This window comes from Micromonospora cabrerizensis (assembly GCF_022230955.1).
GTDB lineage: Bacteria > Actinomycetota > Actinomycetes > Mycobacteriales > Micromonosporaceae > Micromonospora > Micromonospora cabrerizensis.
Genome location: NZ_JAKKFI010000095.1, coordinates 19650 through 39778 on the forward strand (window position 1 = coordinate 19650; position 20129 = coordinate 39778).

At 74.4% G+C, this 20129-nt stretch carries 18 protein-coding genes and 2 pseudogenes; 9 read left to right on the plus strand and 11 right to left on the minus strand.

The features are described from left to right. Positions 1-2: 2 nt before the first annotated feature. Positions 3-548: a YciI family protein gene (locus tag LADH09A_RS25655; RefSeq protein WP_238648093.1), complete on the minus strand. Its 546-nt coding sequence runs from the start codon at positions 546-548 to the stop codon at positions 3-5. Between the two features lie 108 nt (positions 549-656). Between LADH09A_RS25655 and LADH09A_RS25660 the strand changes: the two genes are divergently transcribed. Further along, a complete protein-coding gene (locus LADH09A_RS25660) occupies positions 657-3947 on the plus strand; it encodes an ATP-binding protein (RefSeq protein ID WP_238648094.1) in 3291 nt (1096 codons plus the stop codon). Between the two features lie 130 nt (positions 3948-4077). Next, positions 4078-4728 (plus strand): hemerythrin domain-containing protein, encoded by a 651-nt coding sequence (locus tag LADH09A_RS25665; RefSeq protein WP_238648117.1) that lies wholly within the window; start codon positions 4078-4080, stop codon positions 4726-4728. A 45-nt stretch (positions 4729-4773) separates the two neighbouring features. Here the strand turns inward: LADH09A_RS25665 and LADH09A_RS25670 are convergent, their stop codons facing one another. The 4 genes from LADH09A_RS25670 to LADH09A_RS25685 all read right to left on the minus strand — a co-directional run bounded on the left by LADH09A_RS25670 (position 4774) and on the right by LADH09A_RS25685 (position 8475). Beyond that, entirely contained in the window at positions 4774-5340 is a 567-nt protein-coding gene (locus LADH09A_RS25670; RefSeq protein WP_238648095.1) for a dienelactone hydrolase family protein, read from the minus strand. A 55-nt stretch (positions 5341-5395) separates the two neighbouring features. After that, positions 5396-6502: a nucleotide disphospho-sugar-binding domain-containing protein gene (locus LADH09A_RS25675; protein ID WP_238648096.1), complete on the minus strand. Its 1107-nt coding sequence runs from the start codon at positions 6500-6502 to the stop codon at positions 5396-5398. A gap of 137 nt (positions 6503-6639) precedes the next feature. Continuing rightward, on the minus strand, positions 6640-7947 hold the full coding sequence (paaK, locus tag LADH09A_RS25680; protein ID WP_238648097.1) for a phenylacetate--CoA ligase PaaK: 1308 nt from the start codon (positions 7945-7947) through the stop codon (positions 6640-6642). Positions 7948-8025: 78 nt separating this feature from the next. After that, positions 8026-8475 (minus strand): MarR family winged helix-turn-helix transcriptional regulator, encoded by a 450-nt coding sequence (locus LADH09A_RS25685; RefSeq protein ID WP_238648098.1) that lies wholly within the window; start codon positions 8473-8475, stop codon positions 8026-8028. 137 nt (positions 8476-8612) lie between these two features. Here LADH09A_RS25685 and LADH09A_RS25690 point away from each other — a divergent pair, with 137 nt between their 5' ends. The 7 genes from LADH09A_RS25690 (at position 8613) to LADH09A_RS25720 (ending at position 15138) form a co-directional block, all read left to right on the plus strand. Then, complete coding sequence (locus tag LADH09A_RS25690; RefSeq protein WP_238648099.1) at positions 8613-9833, plus strand: MFS transporter; 1221 nt, start codon at positions 8613-8615, stop codon at positions 9831-9833. A gap of 142 nt (positions 9834-9975) precedes the next feature. Then, positions 9976-10734 carry a class I SAM-dependent methyltransferase gene (locus LADH09A_RS25695; RefSeq protein WP_238648100.1) on the plus strand — a complete coding sequence of 253 codons (759 nt, stop codon included), beginning with the start codon at positions 9976-9978 and terminating at the stop codon, positions 10732-10734. Positions 10735-10792: 58 nt separating this feature from the next. Then, on the plus strand, positions 10793-11272 hold the full coding sequence (locus tag LADH09A_RS25700) for a fluoride efflux transporter FluC (protein WP_238648101.1): 480 nt from the start codon (positions 10793-10795) through the stop codon (positions 11270-11272). Positions 11273-11332: 60 nt separating this feature from the next. Next, a complete protein-coding gene (gene crcB / locus LADH09A_RS25705) occupies positions 11333-11695 on the plus strand; it encodes a fluoride efflux transporter CrcB (protein WP_238648102.1) in 363 nt (120 codons plus the stop codon). Between the two features lie 88 nt (positions 11696-11783). After that, the gene (locus tag LADH09A_RS25710) at positions 11784-12308 is read left to right on the plus strand and encodes a PadR family transcriptional regulator (RefSeq protein WP_238648103.1); all 525 of its coding nucleotides are present in this window, start codon (positions 11784-11786) and stop codon (positions 12306-12308) included. Beyond that, positions 12305-12985, plus strand: a complete 681-nt coding sequence (locus tag LADH09A_RS25715; protein ID WP_238648104.1) for an ABC transporter ATP-binding protein — start codon at positions 12305-12307, stop codon at positions 12983-12985. Before LADH09A_RS25710 ends, LADH09A_RS25715 begins: the two co-directional genes overlap by 4 nt. Continuing rightward, entirely contained in the window at positions 12982-15138 is a 2157-nt protein-coding gene (locus LADH09A_RS25720) for an FtsX-like permease family protein (RefSeq protein WP_238648106.1), read from the plus strand. The genes LADH09A_RS25715 and LADH09A_RS25720 overlap by 4 nt, the downstream gene beginning before the upstream one ends. A gap of 3 nt (positions 15139-15141) precedes the next feature. Here the strand turns inward: LADH09A_RS25720 and cobA are convergent. The 6 genes and pseudogenes from cobA to cbiT form a co-directional block, all read right to left on the minus strand. Further along, positions 15142-16416 (minus strand): annotated as a pseudogene (gene cobA, locus LADH09A_RS25725) (uroporphyrinogen-III C-methyltransferase); the annotation flags it as partial. Between the two features lie 135 nt (positions 16417-16551). Then, positions 16552-16902 (minus strand): annotated as a pseudogene (locus LADH09A_RS32000) (sirohydrochlorin chelatase); the annotation flags it as partial. Further along, positions 16899-17495 (minus strand): precorrin-8X methylmutase, encoded by a 597-nt coding sequence (locus LADH09A_RS25730; RefSeq protein ID WP_238648110.1) that lies wholly within the window; start codon positions 17493-17495, stop codon positions 16899-16901. The pseudogene LADH09A_RS32000 and the gene LADH09A_RS25730, both read right to left, overlap by 4 nt. Continuing rightward, complete coding sequence (locus tag LADH09A_RS25735; RefSeq protein WP_238648112.1) at positions 17492-17770, minus strand: DUF362 domain-containing protein; 279 nt, start codon at positions 17768-17770, stop codon at positions 17492-17494. Before LADH09A_RS25735 ends, LADH09A_RS25730 begins: the two co-directional genes overlap by 4 nt. Then, positions 17758-19485 carry a precorrin-3B C(17)-methyltransferase gene (gene cobJ, locus LADH09A_RS25740; RefSeq protein ID WP_238648114.1) on the minus strand — a complete coding sequence of 576 codons (1728 nt, stop codon included), beginning with the start codon at positions 19483-19485 and terminating at the stop codon, positions 17758-17760. Before cobJ ends, LADH09A_RS25735 begins: the two co-directional genes overlap by 13 nt. Beyond that, positions 19473-20129: precorrin-6Y C5,15-methyltransferase (decarboxylating) subunit CbiT (gene cbiT / locus LADH09A_RS25745; protein ID WP_238648115.1), on the minus strand; the 657-nt coding region annotated here is incomplete at its 5' end. The genes cbiT and cobJ, both read right to left, overlap by 13 nt.

Consider the following 20129-nt stretch of genomic DNA (forward strand, 5'->3'; position numbering starts at 1 on the left):
GGTCACGTCGGTCGCCCGCCGAACTGCCAGGGGTGCACCTCGACGTCGGCGTACCGGTCCACCGTCAGGATGGCGCGCGCCGCGTCCGGGGTCGCCGCCCGGAGCAGCGCGGCGGTGCCGAGCCAGGTGTCGCCGTCGTCGGACAGCAGCGGCCCGTACGCGATCAGCTCGTCCGGGTCGGGCGGCACGGCCAGGTCGACGGCCGGCCCCGCGCCGAGGCCGAGCACCAGGTACCGGTTGCCGCCGGTCCGACCGCCGGGGAAGTCCCACATCGTGCGGCCCAGCGTGTTGCGCCACCGGCGCAGCAGCACATCCCGGTACACGCCGGCCTGGTAGTTCGGCTCGTCGAAGGCGAACGCCCGCGCGGCGGCCGGATGGGGCAGGTCGACGATGTGCACGCTGCCGGTGGCCGTGTCACCGGACAGGGTCGGGCCGCGGGCGATCATCTCCGCCGCGTACCCGTCCATGTAGGCCCAGTGCGCGGCCAGCAGGTTGTCGCGCAGCGTCGCCGAGTCGGGCCGGTCGCGGTGGTAACACAGGAACTCCATGCCGCACATTCTGGACGCCGCGCCCACCCCCTGCCGGCCGGCGCAGCAGGGTCGTCCTACGGCACGGACGCCCAGGCCACCCACGGGGCGACTAGGATCGGCCCAGCCATGCTGCTACGGGTGCTCGGGCCGCTTGAGGTCGAGGTCGACACAGGCGGACCGGTCGACCTCGGCGGCCCCCGCCAACGCGCCGTGCTCGCGCTGTTGCTGGCGGCACGAGGCGAGGTCGTCTCCGTAGGTCGGATGATCGAGGAGTTGTGGCGGGGTGACCCACCGCCGCGGGCGATCGCCTCCCTCCAGGCGTACGTGTCACACCTGCGCCGGCTCCTGGAGCCGGCCCGCGAGCGCCGAGCGCCGGGGCGGGTCCTGATCACCGCGCCGCCCGGCTACGCGATCCGGGTCCCCGCCGACGCGGTCGACGCCGGACGGTTCGAGGCGTTGCTCGCCGAGGCGCGCGCGGTCAACGCCGCCGACCCGCGTCGGGCACGCCGGCTGCTGGGCACCGGGCTCGACCTGTGGCGCGGGCCCGCGTACGCCGAGTTCGCCGAGGAGCCGTGGGCGCAGCCGGAGGTGATGCGGTTGAAGGAGCTGCGCCTCGCCGCCCGCGAGCTGCTGCTCGACGTCACCGTGCGCTGCGGCGACGCGGCAGAGGCGGTGCCGGAGGCGGAGGTGCTGACCCGGCAGGCGCCGCTGCGGGAGGAGAGCTGGCGGTTGCTGGCGCTGGCGTTGTGGCGGACCGGCCGGCAGGGCGACGCCCTCGCCGCGCTGCGTCGGGCGCGGGCGACCCTGGCGGACCAGCTCGGGCTGGACCCGGGCCCGGCGCTGGTCGAGCTGGAGTCCGCGATCCTGACCCAGCGCCTCGACCTGCTCCCACCGGTGGCCGTGACGGCGGCCCGCGTCGACGCTCGGCGACCTGGCTCGGAGGAGGTGTTCGTCGGGCGGGAGGCCGAGCTGGCGACGCTCGGGCAGGCGGCCACCGAGGCAGTGGCGGGCGGACCTCGGGTCGCGCTCGTCAGCGGCGAGGCCGGAGCCGGCAAGACGACGGTGCTCACCCGGTTCCGGGAGGCGCTCGACGTACGCGGCTGGCTGGTCACCGTCGGCCGCTGCCCCGAGGTCGAGGGCGCCCCACCGGCCTGGCCGTGGGTCGAGGCGCTGCGGCAGCTCGCCGAGGAGGCGCCGCCGGAAGATCTCGCAGCGGCGCTCGCCCCGCTGCTCGGTGGAGGTGACGGCGAGGCGGGCGGAGACGTCGCCGCTGGCCGATTCCGGTTGCACCGTGCCGTCGGTGCCTGGCTCGGCGCGGCTGCGGTCCGCAGACCGGTCGCGGTCGTCCTCGACGACCTGCACGCCGCCGACGCCGAGACGCTGCTCCTGCTCGAGAGCGTCACCGAACTGACCATCGGCGCCGTCCTGTTCGTGGTGGCGTTGCGGCCCACCGACAACCGAGAGCGACTCGCCGACACCATGGCCGTCCTGGCCCGCCGGTCACCCCACCGGGTCCAGCTGGACGGTCTGACCATGGCCGAGGTCGAGCGGCTGCTCGGCGCGCTGGCCCAGACCCGCCTCGACGCGGACACGGTCGCCGCGCTGACCGAGCGCACCGGCGGCAACCCGTTCTACGTCCGCGAGTCGGCACGGCTGCTGGCCGCGGAGGGCACGCTCGTCGCCACCTCCGACGTGCCCGAGGGGGTACGCGACGTGCTGCGCCGCCGGCTCTCCCGCCTGCCGTCGTCGGCGGTCTCGGTGCTGCGGCTCGCCGCCACGCTCGGGCGGGAGGCGGACCTGCGAACCCTGGTCGACGCGGCCGATACCGACGAGGCGTCCACCCTCGAAGCGGTGGAGGTCGGGCTGACCGCCGGCCTGCTCACCGAACCGGCACCCGGGCGGGTGCGCTTCGTGCACGGCCTGGTCTGCGACACCATCTACTCGGACCTGCCCCACCTGCGCCGCACCCACCTGCACGCCCGGGTCGCCGCCGCCACCCGCCGGCTGACACCCGACGACTACCCGGCACTGGCGCACCACTACGCCCGCGCGGCGTCGCCCGACACCGCGCCGCTGGCCGTCGACTACGCCGTCCGCGCCGCCGAGCTGGCCGAGCGGCGGTACGCGTACGACGCCGCGATCGACGTGCTCGGCAACGCCGTCGACGCCGCGGCGACGGTGGTCGGGGACCGCGACGCGCTGCGGGTCGACCTGCTCGGCCGGCTGCTGCGCGCCCAGGCCCGGGCCGGTGCGGTGGCCGCCGCCCGGGCGACCCGCGCCCGGGCCGTCGACGTCGCTGTCGCGTCCGACCGGGACGACCTGCTGGTCGCGGCGTTCACCGCCTGGACGGTCCCCACACCGTGGCTGACCCACGCGTACGGCGTGGTGGACCACCGGGTCGTCGAGTTGCTCAGCCGGCTGCTGCGGGCCGACGGGCTGGACCCGGTCGACCGCTGTCGACTACTCGACGCACTGGCCACCGAGTTGGACGGCGAGTCGGATCCCCGGGGCGTGACGGCCGGGCGGGAGGCGCTGGCGATCGCACGGCGGCTGGACGACCCCGGGTTGCGCGCCCTGGGGCTGGCCGCCCGGGTCCGGACCATGAGCTACGAGCGGGAGGCGTCGCACCGTCGAGAGCTGGCCCTGGAACTGCGCGACCTCGCCGACGAGCACGGGCTGGTGACCTACCGCTGGGTCGCCGAGCAGGTGCTGGGCCATGCCGCCGCCGCGCTCAACGAGCCGGCCGAGCTTCGGGTCAGCGTCGCCCGGCAGGGTCGGCTGGCCGAGACGTACCAGCTCCACGAGGGGCAGGTGATCCACCTGTGCGCGCTGGGCGCCCTCGCGCACATCGCCGGTGACTTCACCGCCGCGCGACGGCACTACGACGAGGTGGCCGTGCAGATGCGACGACAGGGTTCGCTGCACGCCGAGGCCTTCCACTATTTCTCCGTGGCGACCCTGCTGATCAGCCAGGGACTCTTCGGCGAGCATCTGGAGGCGACCCGCCGCATCCGTGGGTCGTTGGGGCCGATCGTGGACGACCTGCTGGCGCTCGCGCTGATCGAGGGCGGGCGGGTGGACGAGGCGCGAGCGATGCCGATCGGGCGACACACCTACCGCCCGGACTACTTCGAGTCGGCGTTGCTCACCGTGCGCGGGATGGTCGTCGTGGCGCTGGGCCGGCGGGACCTGGCCCAGCCGCTGATCGACGCCCTGCTCCCGGTACGCGACCAACTGGCCGGTTTCTCCACCACCGCGGCCGTGGTGCGGCCGGTCGCGCTGACGCTCGGGGAGTTGTTCCGGCTGCTGGGCCGCCCCGAGGAGGCGACGCGGCACTTCACGCTGGCGGCCGGGGTGGCCCGCCGGTGGGAGTCGCCGCACTGGCTGGCCGAGGCGACGGCGGCGCTGGCCGACTGACCTCGGCGGTTGGTGGGTTCCAAGCCGGTTCCAAGTGCCACCGAGCATGATCAACAGATCTGTGTCAGTTGATGTTCGAAAGGTCACCGTGAACCAGAACCACCGCGAAACCATGGCCGACGTGCGCGACATGTACATGGCGCACACCGTGTTCCGTCGCGAGTTCAGCCTGCTCCCGCAGCTCGTCCGCGACGTCGCGCCGGGCGACGTGAGCCGCGCGGAGGTCGTGGGCGCTCACGCCGAGATGCTGTGCAACACCCTGCACCTGCACCACGAGGGTGAGGACCTGCTGCTGTGGCCCCGGCTGTTGGAGCGCGGCGGCGAGGAGGCCGCGGCCATCGTGCCCACCATGGAGGCGCAGCACCAGGTCATCGAGGAGGCCCACGCCGCGGTGGTCGCCCTTCTCCCCGAGTGGCGCCGTACGGGACGCGGCGGTGAGCAGCTCGCCGACGCGTTCGAGCACCTGCGCACCGCGCTGATCGAGCACATGGCCCTGGAGGAGAGCGAGATCCTGCCGCTGGCGCAACGGCACGTCACCGCCGCGGAGTGGATGGAGCTCGGCGAGCACGGGATGGGTGGAACCCCGAAGAAGCAGCTGCCGCTGGCCTTCGGCCTGGCCATGTACGAGGGCGACCCCGAGGTGATCAAGGCGGTGCTGGCGCACGCCCCGCTGCCCGCCCGGCTCCTCATGCCGCTCGTCGCCCCCCGGCTCTTCGCGGCCCACGCCAAGCGGGTGCACGGCACCGCCACACCCCCGCGCATCGGCGCCGGCGCGCGCTGAGCGAGGCCGGCGACAGCCCAGGCTGCGGGGCCGACGGCGGGGCACTCAGCAAGCGGCCAGGAAGGCCAGCACCCGCGGCCAGGTCGCCGCGGTGGCGTCCGGGGAGTGCTCGGCCAGGTCCGGGTCGGTGAACAGGTGCCCCACCCCGGGGTAGCGGTAGACCGTCAGATCGGCACCGGCGTCGGTGAGCGCCTGCTGCCACTCGTCGACCTCGTCCGGCGCGTCGTACGGGTCCGGGTCGGCGAGGTGCAGCTGCACCGGCAACCCGGCCCGAACCGCGTCCGGCGCGCCACCGGTGCCGTGCAGCAGGAGCAGGCCGGCGGCGTCGGGGCGCTCGGCCAGCAGCGCCCCGGCCACACCGGCGCCCATCGAGAAGCCCGCGAGCACCGTCGCAGGTGGGAGGTCACGCAGCCCTGCCCGGGCCCGGTCGAGCACCACCTCCTGGCCGACCTTGTCGAGCAGCGCGAACCCCTCCTCGACGGTGTCGGTGGCCGGTACGCCGTACAGGTCGGGGGTGGTGACCTGATGACCGGCGGCGCGCAACCGGTCGGCGGCGGCGCGCACGGCGGGCCGCAGACCGTACACGGAGTGGAACAGCACGACGTGTCGCATCACGTCATCCTGCCGCAGCCGGCCGCGCGCCCGGTGCGGCCACGCGGGGCGACCCTCAGACCAGTGCCGCCAGGCGCGCGACGAGGTCGGCGGGTGGAGGCATCGCGGCGATCTCCTGGCTGACCTGCGCCGCGGCGGCGCGCAGGCCGTCGTCGGTGAGCAGCTGGGTCAGCGCCTGCGCGGTGATGTCCCGGGGGCGCAGGGCCAGGCCGGCGCCCCGACGGGCCACCAGCTCGGCGTTGTGCCGCCGGTCCCCCGGACCTACGGTGGCCAGCTGCGGCAGGCCGGCGGCGAGGGCCCCGAGGGCGCTGCCCGCCCCGCCGTGGTGGACCAGCGCCGCGCTCGCCGGCAACGCCTCGTCGAGCGGAATCCAGTCGACCACCCGCACGTTCGGGGGCAACGAACGCGCCGACCGCTCGTCCGGGCGGACGAGCACGATCTCGGCGTCCACCTCGGCGGCGGCGGCCACCACGGCGGGCATCGGGCCCCGGTCGCCAGGGCCGGTCAGGGTGCTGCGGGTGACCAGGATCCGGGGCCGGTCACCCGGCTCGCGCAGCCAGGCCGGCAGCACGCCACCGCCGACGAAGGACGTGTAGCGCATCGGCCAACCGCCCTGCTCGGCCACGCTGGGCGGGGCCACGGCGAGGGCGGCGGCGGGTGGCGGCAGCTCGCCCAGGCCGTGCCGGCGCAGTGCGCCGCCGAGTCGGGCGACGGTGGCGCGGACCAGGTCCCGGCCGTCGAACAGGGCGTTCTCCTGGCGTACGGCCGGCACGTCGAGCCGCGCGGCGGCCACCGCGCCGGCGACCGCGAACGGTTCGTGCAGCACCAGATCCGGTCGCCACCGGGTGGCCAACGCGACCACCGGGTCGGTGAGCTGGTCGTTGAGCGCGCCGAACAGCAGGCCGGCGCCCCGGGTGCCGGCGGTGCCGGCCAACTCGGCGCGTGCGATCAGCGGATGGCGTGGGAGGACCCGCAGCGCGATCCGGCCGAAGTCGAAGCCCGGCGCGATGTCGTGCACGGGCAGACCGGCGTCGGCGGCGGACAGGCCACCGCCCCCGGTGGCCAGCAACACGTCGTGGCCGGCGTCGCGCAGCGCGACGGCGAGCGGCACCAGCGGGAAGACGTGCCCGACCAGGGGCGCGGAGACCACCAGCACACGCATGGGCAGGATCCTATGTCGACCACGGCGGCTGCGCGGGCCCGTGGCCGTCCCGCGGGCCCGGATCACCAGGCGTACGCCTGTGGGGCCTCTCCCGGCCCCGGCCAGATCTGGTCGAGTCGTGCCAGGACCGGCGTGCGTCAGCCGGCGGCCCGCTGGTCGACGATGCGGCGCATCTTGCCCATCGACCGCTCCACGGCGTCCGGGGCGAGCACGTCGACGGCCACGCTCACACCGATGGTGTTCTTCACCAGCTGCACCAGCGTCGCCCCGGCGCGTCCGGCGGCGTCCGCGTCGATCCCGACCCGTCGTTCCACCCGCACGGTCAGGGTGTCCAACCGGCCCTGCCGATCGAGGACGCATTGGAAGTGCGGCGACAGCTGCGGGGTCCGCAGGATCAGCTCCTCGATCTGGGTGGGGAAGATGTTCACCCCGCGCACGATCATCATGTCGTCGGTCCGACCGGTGATCTTCTCGATCCGGCGCATCGGGCGGGCGGTGCCGGGCAGCAGCCGGGTCAGGTCGCGGGTGCGGTAGCGCACGACCGGCATCGCCTCCTTGGTCAGCGAGGTCAACACCAGCTCACCCCGCTCGCCGTCGGGCAGCACGGCCCCGGTGACCGGGTCGATGATCTCCGGGTAGAAGTGGTCCTCCCAGACGTGCAGCCCGTCCTTGGTCTCGACGCACTCGGTGGCCACGCCGGGACCCATCACCTCGGAGAGCCCGTAGATGTCCACCGCGTGGATGTCCAGTCGCTGCTCCATCTCCCGACGCATGTCCTCGGTCCAGGGCTCCGCCCCGAAGATGCCCACCCGCAGCGAGGTGGCGCGCGGGTCGACGCCCTGGCGCTGCATCTCGTCCACGATGGCGAGCATGTAGCTGGGCGTGACCATGATGACCTCGGGTTCGAAGTCGCGGATCAGCATCACCTGACGCTCGGTCATGCCGCCGGAGACGGGGATGACGGTGCAGCCCAGCTCCTCGGCGCCGTAGTGCGCGCCCAGGCCGCCGGTGAAGAGCCCGTAGCCGTACGCGACGTGCACCCGGTCGCCGGGACGGCCACCGGAGGCGCGGATCGAGCGGGCCATCAGTCTCGCCCAGGTGCGCAGGTCGTCACGGGTGTAGCCGACCACCGTCGGTCGTCCGGTGGTGCCGGAGGAGGCGTGCAGCCGGGCCACCCGCTCCCGGGGGACGGCGAACATGCCGAACGGGTAGTTCTCCCGCAGCTCCGCCTTGCCGGTGAACGGGAAGCGGGCCAGGTCGTCGAGGTCCCGGCAGTCGTCGGGGTGCACCCCGGCCGCGTCGAACGCCCGGCGGTAGTGCGGCACGTTGTCGTACGCGTGCCGCAACGACCAGCGCAGCCGTTCACGTTGCAGGTCACGCAGCTCGTCGATGCCGGCGCGCTCGATCGGCTCCAGCTCCTCCGCACGAGGGGTGCGGTCCTGCATCGCGTGCCTCCTTGGCGCGGCGGTCCCGGTGGGGCTGCGGGTACCGTACGCCCGCCGTCGCCCGGGCTGGTGGGGCGGTCAGCGGGCGGCCGGCAGTCGGTGCAGGGCGTCGACCAGCGGGGCCAGCTCGGGGGTGGCCTCGGCCTCGGCGAGCGCTTCGCTGAGCACCCGGTCGTGGGTGGGGCGGGCCTGGATGAGCAGCTCGGAGCCGGCCGCGGTCAGCTCGGTGTAGATGCCGCGCCGGTCGTCAGCGCAGAGGATGCGGGTGAGCAGACCGCGCTGCTCCAGTCGGGTGACCAGGCGGGTGGTGGCGCTGCCGGAGAGCGCGGCGGCGCGGGCGAGTTGGCTCATCCGCATGTGCCAGCCGTGCTGGCGGGAGAGCGCGTCGAGCACCGTGTACTCGACGACGGACAGGTCGTGGCCGCCCTGCAACGCCCGCTCCAGGGACGTCTCGATCAGCCCGTGCAGGGCGGCGAGGGTGCGCCAGCCCTGCGCGCGGATCTCGACCGCGTCGTCGGCGATGCCCATGCCGGCCCTCCTCGGGTGTGATCTGGCCTGCCCCAGGCTACCACGCTTGCGCCGATATAAAGCGCGTGCAAGTATTTCGTTGTTGACGCGTGTAGTTGCACGCGCCGCGCATCTGCCCCCTCCCCGATGGGAAGACCATGTCCGTACGCCAAAAGTCCCTGCCACCCGGCCTGATCGCGCTGGCCATCGGCGCCTTCGGCATCGGGCTCACCGAATTCGTGATCATGGGGCTGCTGCCCGAGGTGGCCGCCGACTTCGCGGTCACCGAACCGGTGGCCGGCTGGCTGATCTCCGGCTACGCGCTCAGCGTGGCCGTCGGCGGGGTCGTCCTCACCGCGGCGGTCACCCGACTGCCGCGCAAGCCGGTGCTGCTCGGCCTGATGGTGCTGTTCATCATCGGCAACCTGCTCTCCGCCGTCGCCGGCGACTACGCCGTGATGATGGCCGGCCGGATCGTCGCCGCGCTCTGCCACGGCGCGTTCTTCGGCATCGGTGCCGTGGTGGCCGCCGGCCTGGTCGCACCGGCTCGCCGGGCGGGCGCCATCGCCATGATGTTCGCCGGCCTGACCATCGCGAACGTGCTCGGCGTGCCCTTCGGCACCTTCCTCGGGCAGCACTTCGGCTGGCGGTCGACGTTCTGGGCGATCACCGCCATCGGGGTGGTCGCGCTGATCGGGCTGGCTCTGCTCGTCCCCGGCCGCGCCACCGCCGACGCCGACCGCCCGACCACCGGCCTACGCGGCGAGTTGCGCGCCTTCACCCACTCGCAGGTCTGGCTCTCCCTGGTGATCACGGTCCTGGGCTTCGGCGGGATGTTCGGTGCGTTCACCTACATCGCCTACACGCTCACCGAGGTCAGCGGCTTCGCCACCAGCACCGTGCCGTGGCTGCTCGTCCTCTTCGGAGTGGGGCTCTTCGCCGGCAACCTGCTCGGCGGTCGGGCGGCGGACCGGTCGCTGTCGCGCACCCTGGTGACCGTCCTGGCGGTGCTCACCGTGGTGCTCGCCGGCTTCGCGTTGACGGCGACGAGCCCGGTGCTGACCATCGTCGCGCTGGTGCTGATGGGCGGGTTCGGGTTCGCCACCGTGCCGCCGTTGCAGATGCGGATCATGCAGTACGCCCACGAGGCGCCGACGCTGGCGTCCGGGGCGAACATCGCCGCGTTCAACCTCGGCAACGCGCTGGGCGCCTGGATCGGCGGGGTGACCATCGCTGCCGGCTTCGGCTACACCTCGCCGATCTGGGCCGGCGCCGCGCTCACCCTGGCCGGCCTGTGTGTCCTGCTCGCAGCGCTGCGGCTGGCCCGGCGCCAGGAGCCGGCGAAGGCCGACGCGGCCCTGGTGGACACGGCGGCCTGACCGCGCTGACACGAGGACGCCGGGGCGGGCGGATGCCCGACCCGGCGTCACCCTGATCATCGCCCTGCCATCTTCTCGCAATTGCAAGTTATGTGCAACAAGGTCTGGACAGCGCACCCGGACGGTAACTAGCCTTCCCGTCATGAGTCCTTACATCACGGATCCGTGGGCCTGGCAGGAGAGCTGGGACCGTCAGCAGGAGGCCTACCTACCGGACCGGGAACACCGGTTCACCGCCATGCTCGACACCGTCGACGCGGTCCTCGACGGTCGACCGCCACGCGTGCTCGACCTGGCCGGCGGCACCGGCAGCATCTCGCTGCGTACGCTGGCGCGCTTCCCCGGCGCCGAGGCGACCCTGGTGGACCTCGACCCGGCGCTGCTCGCCATCGCCCGCTCGTCGCTGGCCGACCGGGCCACCATCGTCACGGCCGACCTCGGCACCCCCGACTGGCGCTCCGCGCTCCCCCACCGCGAGTACGACGCCGTCCTCACCGCCACCGCCCTGCACTGGCTGCCGGCCGACCGGCTGGGGCAGCTCTACGCCGAGCTGCGGGACGTGCTGCGACCGGGCGGCGTCTTCGTCAACGCCGACCACATGCCAGACGACACCCTGCCGGAGCTGACCAAGCGGCTGATGGACCGGGCGAGGGACCGACGCAACGCCCGGTACGCGGCCGGCTCGCTGCTGTCCTGGGCGGACTGGTGGAAGCAGGCCGGGGCGGACCCGGCACTGGCGCCGCTGGTCACCGAGCGCCACGACATCTACCCGACCGGGCACAGCCCGGAGTGGAACCCGCCGGTCTCCTGGCACCTCGCCGCGCTCACCGCGGCCGGGTTCAGTGAGGTCGGCACCGTGTGGCGGGGCGGAGCGGACGCCGCAGTCGCGGCAGTACGCTGACGCCGCTGTCGCCGGGAGTGCGCTGACGCCGCTGCCGCCGGCAGTACGCTGAGAACCCGTGTCAGAGCAGCCGCCGGACCCGCGCACCGACGCCGACGTCGACCTCCGTGTCGACGCCGACCGGGGCGAGCTGACCACTCGCCCCGCGACGATCCTCCTCGCCATCGCGGCCGGCGGGGTGCTCGGTGCGCTGGCCCGGGCCGGCCTGCAACACGCCGCCCCGCACCCGCCGACCGGCTTCCCCTGGGCGACGTTCACCATCAACACGTCCGGCTGCCTGCTGATCGGCGTGCTGATGGCGGTGCTCGGACACCTCGGCGGCGGGCATCCCCTGGCTCGCCCGTTCCTCGGGGTCGGGGTGCTCGGCGGGTTCACCACGTTCTCCGCCTACGCGGTCGACATCCAACAGGCGCTGGTCGCGGGCGCGCCGGGCACCGCGCTGGCGTACCTGGCGGCGACGCTGCTCGGGGCACTCGCCGCGGTCGGGCTCGGCGACGCCGTGACCGCCGCGCTGCTGCGTCGGAGGGTGGCTCGATGACCGTGCTGCTGCGCCGGGGGGCAGCTTGATGACCCTGCCGCTGCGCCGGGGGGCAGCTTGATGACGGTCCTGCTCATCGCCCTGGGGGCGGCCGTCGGCGCGCCGCTGCGCTACCTCACCGACCGGGCCGTGCAGTCCCGGCACGCCTCGGCGTTCCCCTGGGGCACGCTGACCGTCAACGTGATCGGGTCGCTGCTGCTCGGCGGGCTCGTCGGGTGGCCGGCCGACCCGGCGGTCACCGCGCTGCTCGGCACCGGGTTCTGCGGCGCGCTGACCACCTACTCCACCTTCAGCTACGAGACGGTGCGGCTGGCGCGGGGCGGTCACCGGCTCCTCGCCCTGGCCAACGTCGCGGGCAGCGTCGCCGCCGGGCTCGCCGCGGCCAGCGCCGGCTATGCGCTGGCCCGCGCCCTGACCGGCTGACCTCGGGAAACCGTTCCCGAGCAGGGGACCCACCGAGAGCACACCGGGGGTATATACGCGAGGTATACCCCCGGTGTAGTCTCCTCCCATGAGCGTGCCACTGACCCTTCTCGGCCTCCTCGAACGAGAGCCCAGCCACGGATACGACCTGAAGCGCGACTACGACGCCTTCTTCGGCCGGGGCAAACCGCTGCCGTTCGGCCAGGTCTACTCCACCCTCAGCCGCCTGGGCCGCGACGGCAAGGTGGTGATCAGCGACGTCGCGCCCGGCTCCGGCCCCGACCGCAAGCGCTACATCATCACCGACCTGGGCGCGACCGAGGTCGAGCAGTGGCTGACCCAACCGGTCGACCCGGAACCGCACCTGCAGACGGTGCTCTTCGCCAAGGTCGTGCTCGCGCTCATGCTCGACCGTCCCGCCGACGAGTACCTCGACACCCAGCGCAGCGCGCACCTGCACCGGATGCGCGAGCTCACCGAGATCAAGCGCGACGGCAGTCTGGTCGACGCGCTGCTCGCCGACCACGGCCTGTACCACCTGGAGGCGGACCTCCGGTGGATCGAGATGACCGGCGCCCGGCTGGACGCCCTGCGGAAGGCGGTGCGGCCATGAGCGTCGTGATCGAAGCACGGGACGTGGAGTTCTCCTTCGGCCAGACGCCCGCGCTGCGCGGCGCCAGCGTCTCCGTCGACGCCGGCGAGATTCTCGCCATCATGGGCCCCAGCGGCTCCGGCAAGTCCACCCTGCTGCACTGCCTGGCCGGCATCCTCGTGCCCGACTCCGGCGAGATCATCTTCGACGGAGCGCGGGTCCACGCCATGACCGAGACCCAGCGCAGCAGCCTGCGCAGGGACCGCTTCGGCTTCGTGTTCCAGTTCGGCCAGCTCGTCCCCGAGCTCACCGCCGTCGAGAACGTCGCGCTGCCACTGCTGCTCAGCGGCGTACACCGCAAGCAGGCACTGCCGAAGGCGAGTGCCTGGTTCGCGCGCCTCGGCCTGGACGGCCTGGAGCAGCGGCGCTCGGGTGAGCTGTCCGGCGGGCAGGCACAGCGGGTCGCCCTGGCTCGCGGCCTGGTCGCCGAGCCGCAGGTGCTCTTCGCCGACGAGCCGACCGGCGCGCTCGACTCGCTCACCGGCGAGGAGGTGATGGACCTGCTGGTCGGCGCTGCCCGCGAGCAGGGCACCACGGTCATCCTGGTCACCCACGAGGCCCGGATCGCCGCGTACGCCGACCGCGAGGTCATGGTCCGCGACGGGCGCGTGAACGCGCCGGACCGGATCGCCTCATGATCCGCTTCGGGCTCCGCCTCGCCGTGGCCGGCGGCCGTGAGGCGCTCACCCGCCTGCTCGTCATCGCCGCCGCCGTGGCGATCGGCAGCGGACTGCTGCTGACCACCCTCGCCGGGATCAACGCGGTCAACGCCCAGCTCACCCGGTACGCGTCCATCTATCCCAACGCCTCGACGGGCGGCGACGCCGATCCCCTGTGGTGGTCGACGCGCGAGGACTACTTCCACGGCCAGCAGATCATTCGGATCGACGTCGCCGCGACCGGCCCGGACGCGCCCACCCCGACCGGCATCCGGAGCACGCCGGGGCCCGGGGAGTACTACACCTCGCCCGCGTTGCGGAAGCTGCTGGCCGCCCACCCGGCCGACCAACTCGCTGACCGCTACCCCGGGCGCGACATCGGCACCGTCGGGCCGGCCGGCCTGACCTCACCGGACACCCTGCTGGTCATCCGGGGTGGCACCCCCGACGAGGTGGCCGGATTGCCTCTCGCCATGCAGCGCACCACCGTCGGTGACACTCCCGCGCTGCCCGAGACGACGATGAACCTCATCCTGGGCGTGATCGCCGGCGGGCTGTTGTTCCCGTTGCTGATCTTCGTCGGCACCGCCACCCGGCTCAACGCGGCCCGCCGGGAGCAACGCTTCGCCGCGATGCGCCTGGTCGGCGCCACCCCGAAGCAGATCTCGGTGGTCGCGGCGGTCGAGGCGGCCACCGCGGCCGTCGCCGGCACCGCCCTCGGCTTCATCCTGTTCTACGCGTCGCGCGGCGCGATGGCGGACATCCCGTTCACCGGCATGCCGTTCTTCCCCAGTGACATGTCGCTGGGCGTGCTGGACATCCTGCTCGTCGCGCTCGGCGCCCCGGCCGGCGCGGCGGCGGCGGCCCAGTTCTCGCTGCGCCGCGTACGAATCTCACCGCTGGGCGTCACCCGGCGGGTCACTCCCCGCGCCCCGCGGGCGTACCGGCTGATCCCGATGATGCTCGGTGTCGCCGTGCTGTTCCTCGCCATCGGGTTCCGGCCCCCGACCTCCGACGGCCAGGCCGCGGTGTTCCTTCCCGGCCTGCTGCTCATCATGGCCGGCCTGATCCTGGCCGGCCCGTGGTTGACGATGGTCGGTGCCCGGGTGATGGCCCGGTATGCCAGCCGCCCCGCCACGCTCATCGCCGCGCGACGCCTCGCCGACAACCCGAAGGCCGGCTTCCGGGCGATCAGCGGCATCATGCTCGCGCTCTTCGTGACGACCGTGGCCGTCGGCGTGATCACCACGATCGTCGCCAACCGCGGCCCGGCGCCGGTCGGCTCGACCGAGGCGGGACAGGTGTCTCTCTACCTCCCCGAGGACGCACCGGCGGCGCCTGACTCGCTCTTCACCGACCTACGCTCGATCACCGGGGTGCGGTCCGCGTTTGCGGTGCGCGAGAACCCGGACTGGATGAGCGCCAGCGAGCCCGGCCTGATCGCGTGCGCCGAGATCCCGAGCGCGTACGGCCGGTGCGCCGAGGGCGCCGCCGTCGCCGAGGTAGCGACGGGTCTCATCCCCTTCCGGGAGTCGGCGTCGTCCACCAGGGTCTGGCCCGCCGCATCGGTTCCACTCGGCGAACTCCGACAGCTGCCGGTGATGTCGATCGTCGTCGACACGGACGGTTCCGCCGCCACCATCGAGCGCTCGCGCACCGCGCTCGAGACCGCCCTGCCCGCCTTCCGGGTGGCGCCGAACGTGCCCGGTGACTTCGAGTCGGAGTTCGCCAACACGCTGCGCGGCTGGGAACAACTGGCCAACGTCATCATCATCGCCAGCCTCACGCTCGGCGGGTGCAGCCTCGCGGTCAGCGTGATCGGCGGTCTCACCGAGCGCAGACGCCCGTTCAGCCTGCTGCGCCTCAGCGGCGCACCGGTGCGTGTCCTGCGCCGGGTGGTCGCGCTGGAGAGCGCCGTGCCGATGCTCGCCGTCGCCGCGGTCGCCATCGGGATGGGCCTGCTCGCCGCCCACCTGTTCCTGCGGGCACAGATGGGCTACACGCTGATCGCGCCGGAGCCACGCTTCTCCGTGATCGTCGTCGTCGGGTTGGCCGCCTGCCTCGGTGTCATCGCCTCCACCCTGCCGCTGCTGGAACGGATCACCGGCCCGGAGACCGCCCGCAGCGAGTGACCGTCAGGTCGTCGGCCCGGTGGTGGTGAGGGCGACCACCGGGCCGAGGACGAAGACGGCGGGTGGACCGACTCCCTCCCGGGCGGCGACCGCGCCGATCTCGTCCAGCCGGGCGGGCAGCGACCGCTGGTCGGGCTGCCCGGCGTCCTGCACGGCGAGCACCGGGGTCTCCGGGGCCCGGCCGTGCTCGATCAACACCGACGCGATCTTGGCGATGGTGTCGACGGCCATCAGCAACACGACGGTGCCCCGGGCCCGCGCCAGCGCCGCCCAGTCGACCAGCGAGTCGGGGTGCCCGGGCGGCAGGTGTCCGGACACGACGGTGACGTCGTGCGCCACGCCGCGGTGCGTCACCGGCACGCCGGCCAGTGCCGGTGCGGCGATGGCGCTGCTCACCCCGGGGACCACTGTCACCGGCACGCCGGCCGCCGTACAGGCCTGCACCTCCTCGTGGCCACGTCCGAAGACGTACGGGTCGCCGCCCTTGAGCCGGACCACCCGCCGGCCGGCGCGGGCGTGCGACACGAGGGCCGCGTTGATCGCCTCCTGGGCCATCGACGGGCCACGGGGCACCTTGGCGGCGTCCACCACCAGCACGTCGGGGCGCAGCCCGGCGAGCAGACCCTGCGGGGCCAGCCGGTCGACCACCACCACGTCCGCGGCGTCGAGCAGGGCCTTTCCGCGTACCGTGATCAGGTCGTCGGGTCCGGGCCCGCCGCCGACCACCGCGACCGACCCGTGGTCGTGGTGGTGGTCGTGCCCGTGGTGATGGTGGTGGCCGACCGGGTCGTCGGGGTGGTCGTGCGGGCGTTGCGGGCGGCCCACCTTGTCGGCGAAGCCGGGCATCAACACCCGGTACGCGCAGGTGTCGCAGTTCATCCGGATGTCCCCGCCCAGCGCCTCGGCGTAGCGCTCCCGCACCAGGTCGGCGAGGGCGTCGCAGTCGCCGATCACCTCGGCCACCCGCACGTCGAGGTCGGGGTGGGCGGCGGCGAACTCCGCCGACTGGGCGACGATCCGGTCCGGCAGCACCCCGGCGAACAGGAAGTACGGCGCGACGACGATCCGCCGCGCGCCGAGGCGACGCAGTCGCTCCAGCACCGCCGGCACCGACGGCTGCGCGAGGGAGACGAAGCCGGGCTCGACGCCCGCGTAGCCACGTCCCTCCCAGAGCAGCCGGGCGACCTTCGCGACCTCGGCGTTGGCGTCCGGGTCGGTGGAACCCCGCCCGATCAACGCGACCCACGTGCCGGCCCGGTCGGCATCGGCCAGCGCAGCGCCGGCCCGGTCGGCATCGGCCAGCGCAGCGTCGACCAGCGCAGCGCCGGCCCGGTCGGCATCGGCCAGCGCAGCGTCGACCAGCGCTGCGTCGGCCCGGTCGGCACCGGTCGGCGCCGCGTCGGCGAGCGCCGCGTCGATGCGCTGTTCGAGGGCGTCGTGCAGCAACGGGTGCGGGCCGAGCGGGCGGCCGTAGCGGTAGCTCAGCCCGGGGTGACGCTCCTGTTCGCGGGCCATCGCGGCGGGGATGTCGCCCTTGCCGTGGCCGGCGGCGGTGAGCACCAGCGGCAGCGCCACCAGCGCCCGGTGCCCGCGTGCGACGAGCGCGCCGACCGCGTCGGTCAGCGGCGGGCGGGACAGCTCGATGAAGCCGCCCTCCACGTCGCCGACGTCACCGCGACGGTGGACCCGCTCGACGAGCGCGGCGAACTGGTCGACCCCGGCCGCGCTGCGCGTACCGTGCCCGACGATGACCAACCCGGTCATGATTTCTCCTCGACGTAGAGCAGGGCGTTGAGAGCGGCGGCGGCGACCGCCGAGCCGCCCTTCTCGCCCACGTTGGACACCCCGGGCAGGCCGCTGGCCCGCAGTGCCGCCTTCGACTCGGCGGCGCCCACGAAGCCGACCGGCAGGCCGACGACCAGCGCCGGCGCGGCGTCCAGGGTGAGTAGTTCGACCAGCGCGGTCGGCGCGCAGCCGACCACCCAGACCGCGCCCGGGCCGACCCGGGTCAGGGCAATCCGCACAGCCGCCGCCGAGCGGGTGATCCCGGCCGAGCGGCCCAGCTCGGCGGCGGCCGGCTCGGCGACCGGGCAGACCAGCTCCAGGCCGGCCCGGGTGATGCCGGCGGCGACCATCGCCACGTCGGTGACCACGGGCGCCCCGGCCCGCAGCGCCGCCAGCCCCGACTCCAGGGCCGCCTCGTCGCAGACCAGCTCGTCGACGTACGCGAGGTCGGCGCTGGCGTGCACCACACGTTCGGTCACCGCTCGGCAGAGCGGCGGCAGGTGCGACAGGTCGACCCGCTCGCGCAGGATGCGGTACGACTCGACCTCGATCGGATGCACCACCCGGCTCATCGGGCTCCTTCGCAGGGGTCGGGCTCGACGACGCGAATCGCGTCAGGGCCAGCAACGACGCCGATCGCGTCAGGGTCAGCGACGACGCGAATCGCGTCAGGGCCAGCGACGACGCGGATCGCGTCGACCGGGCAAATCTCCAGGCACTCCAGGCAGCCGGTGCAGCGGTCGGCGCGGACCGTCAGGCCACCGGGGACCGGCCGGATCGCGTGCGTGGGGCAGGTGAGCAGGCAGGCGCCGCAGCCCTGGCAGGCGTCGATCGTCACGAGCGCCATCGGTACCCCCGGGGTGTGACCATCCGGCCGGCGACCAGCCTCGTGTCGCTGTTGCCGACCACCACGACGCTGTACATGTCGACCACGCTCGGGTCGAGGGTGGTCAGCGTCGCCAGGTGCAGCCGCTCGCCGGGGCGGCTGGCGTTGCGGACCACCCCGACCGGGGTGTCCGGTGGCCGGTGCGCGGCGAGGATGCCGAGCGCCTTGCCGAGCTGCCAGTCGCGGGCCCGGCTGCGCGGGTTGTAGAACACCGCTACGAAGTCACCCTCGGCGGCCGCGGTCACCCGACGCTCGATGACCTCCCACGGAGTGTGCAGGTCGGACAGGCTCAGGTAGGCGTGGTCGTGGCCGAGCGGGGCGCCGAGCAGCGCGCCGGCGGCCAGCGCGGCGGTCACCCCGGGCACACCCACCACGTCGATCCGCTCGTCGGCGTACTCCAGGGCGGGGCTGGCCATCGCGTACACCCCGGCGTCGCCGGACCCGACGAGCGCGACCGCGCGGCCGGCGACGGCCTCGGCGACGGCGGCGCGGGCCCGCTCCTCCTCCGCGCCCAGCCCGCTGGACAGCACCCGGGTGCCCGGGCGGAGCACGTCGCGGACCTGGTCGAGGTACTGGTCCAGGCCGACCACCACGGCCGCACGTCGCAGCTCGGCCACCGCCCGAGGGGTGCGCAGGTCGGCCGCGCCCGGCCCGAGCCCGACCACGGCGAGCCGGCCGCGCGGCGCGTGCCGGGCCACCGCCACGGTGGCCATCGCCGTCGCGGTCTTTCCCACCAGCAGCGTGGCGTCGTCCGGCCGGCCCGCCGGGCCGAGCAGCGCCGCCGCCTCCGACACGCTCGGCGTGCCGACCGCGGCGCGGACCACCTCGCTGGGATGCGGCACGTCGACGGTGGCCAGCCGCGTCGCCGGCCAGGTCACCAGGGGTACGCCGAGCGCGTCGGCGGTGCTCAGGATGCCCGCCTCGTCAGCCTTGACGTCGGCGCTGGCCAGGCAGCGCAGGCTCGCCGGGTCGAGGCCGGCCTCGGCCAGCACCCGGTGCAGCAGCTCCCCCACCTCGGCGGCCGGTACGCCCCGGCTCGCGCCCACCCCGGCGACCAGCGACGGTGGCCGCAGCACGGCGGTCCGCTCGTCGAGCGGCACCACCCGGTCGGTGACCAGCAGTCGGTAACCGGCCTCCGCGGCGTCCTCGTCGGTGGCCCGGACATTCGGGGGCAGGGCGGGCAGCGGCCAGTCGGCGTCGGCGACCAGCCGGACCGGCTCACCGTCCAGGATGGCCCGGGACACCGCGGCGACCGCGCCCTGCACGGGCCAGCCGAGGGTGTCCAGCCCCGGCAGGTCGACCGCGTCGGTGGCCGTGGTGATCACCGGTCGGGCGTCCAGCACCGCGGCGACCTGCTCGGCGAGGTCGTTGGCGCCGCCGGCGTGCCCGCCGAGCAGCGCCACGGCGTGCCGGGCGGCCTCGTCGACGACCACCACGGCCGGGTCGCTGCGCTTGTCGGTGAGCAGCGGCCCCAGGATCCGCACCACCGCGCCGGTGGCCAGGAACGCGACCACGGCGTCGCACTCGGCCCAGGCGCTGCGCAGCGCGTCGGCCACGCTCTCCCCCTCGACCAGCCGGGCGTGCGGCCAGACGGTGGTCAGGGTCCCGGCGTGCCGTCGGCCGGCGGCGGTGGCCGCCACCAGCCCGATCCGGGGGGTCACGGTCAGGTCAGGCACGGGCGCTCCCCGGTGAGGACGACCACCGGGTTGGTGGCCGCGAGACGGATCGACCCGCCGGGCAGGTCGGCGAGGCGGGCGGCGGAGAGCTGAACGCCCTCGACCGTGTAGCCGGCGGCGCGTAGCAGGTGCACGGCCGGTGCGACCCGGTCCAGGGCGGCCAGGGTCAGCACCACCCGCTCGGGTCGGCGGGCCACCACGGCGGTGAGGACGTCGGCGCCGCCACCGCCGACGAAGACCGCGTCCGGTTCGGGCAGGCCGGCCAACGCCGCCGGGGCTCGTCCGGTGACCAGCCGGACGTGCACGGCGTGCGCGGCGGCGTTGGCCTGGACGGTCGCGCCGGCCTCGGGGTCCTGTTCGACGGCGAGCACGGCCGCGCCGAGCAGCGCGCACTCGATGCCGACCGAGCCGCTGCCCGCGCCGACGTCCCAGATCAGCCGGCCGAGTCGGGGGCGCAGCCGGGCGACGACGAGGGCGCGCACCTCCGACTTGGTGATCATGGAGTCGCGGTGGGCGTACCGGGTCTCCGGCAGCGCCCACCCGCCGGCCGGGGCGGCGGCCGGTTGGTTGTCGGCGCGCATCCCGCCGGGTGCGACCCGATCGGGCGCGGCGTCGGCGGACCCGGCGGGTGCGACGTCGGCGGG

What these genes read in the sequence shown, in the direction of transcription:
- LADH09A_RS25655 (WP_238648093.1), bottom strand. Translation starts at nt 548, where the DNA reads ATGGAGTTCCTGTGTTACCACCGCGACCGGCCCGACTCGGCGACGCTG.
- LADH09A_RS25660 (WP_238648094.1), top strand. Translation starts at nt 657, where the DNA reads ATGCTGCTACGGGTGCTCGGGCCGCTTGAGGTCGAGGTCGACACAGGC.
- LADH09A_RS25665 (WP_238648117.1), top strand. Translation starts at nt 4,078, where the DNA reads ATGTACATGGCGCACACCGTGTTCCGTCGCGAGTTCAGCCTGCTCCCG.
- LADH09A_RS25670 (WP_238648095.1), bottom strand. Translation starts at nt 5,340, where the DNA reads ATGCGACACGTCGTGCTGTTCCACTCCGTGTACGGTCTGCGGCCCGCC.
- LADH09A_RS25675 (WP_238648096.1), bottom strand. Translation starts at nt 6,502, where the DNA reads ATGCGTGTGCTGGTGGTCTCCGCGCCCCTGGTCGGGCACGTCTTCCCG.
- paaK (WP_238648097.1), bottom strand. Translation starts at nt 7,947, where the DNA reads ATGCAGGACCGCACCCCTCGTGCGGAGGAGCTGGAGCCGATCGAGCGC.
- LADH09A_RS25685 (WP_238648098.1), bottom strand. Translation starts at nt 8,475, where the DNA reads ATGGGCATCGCCGACGACGCGGTCGAGATCCGCGCGCAGGGCTGGCGC.
- LADH09A_RS25690 (WP_238648099.1), top strand. Translation starts at nt 8,613, where the DNA reads ATGTCCGTACGCCAAAAGTCCCTGCCACCCGGCCTGATCGCGCTGGCC.
- LADH09A_RS25695 (WP_238648100.1), top strand. Translation starts at nt 9,976, where the DNA reads ATGAGTCCTTACATCACGGATCCGTGGGCCTGGCAGGAGAGCTGGGAC.
- crcB (WP_238648102.1), top strand. Translation starts at nt 11,333, where the DNA reads ATGACGGTCCTGCTCATCGCCCTGGGGGCGGCCGTCGGCGCGCCGCTG.
- LADH09A_RS25710 (WP_238648103.1), top strand. Translation starts at nt 11,784, where the DNA reads ATGAGCGTGCCACTGACCCTTCTCGGCCTCCTCGAACGAGAGCCCAGC.
- LADH09A_RS25715 (WP_238648104.1), top strand. Translation starts at nt 12,305, where the DNA reads ATGAGCGTCGTGATCGAAGCACGGGACGTGGAGTTCTCCTTCGGCCAG.
- LADH09A_RS25720 (WP_238648106.1), top strand. Translation starts at nt 12,982, where the DNA reads ATGATCCGCTTCGGGCTCCGCCTCGCCGTGGCCGGCGGCCGTGAGGCG.
- LADH09A_RS25730 (WP_238648110.1), bottom strand. Translation starts at nt 17,495, where the DNA reads ATGAGCCGGGTGGTGCATCCGATCGAGGTCGAGTCGTACCGCATCCTG.
- LADH09A_RS25735 (WP_238648112.1), bottom strand. Translation starts at nt 17,770, where the DNA reads ATGGCGCTCGTGACGATCGACGCCTGCCAGGGCTGCGGCGCCTGCCTG.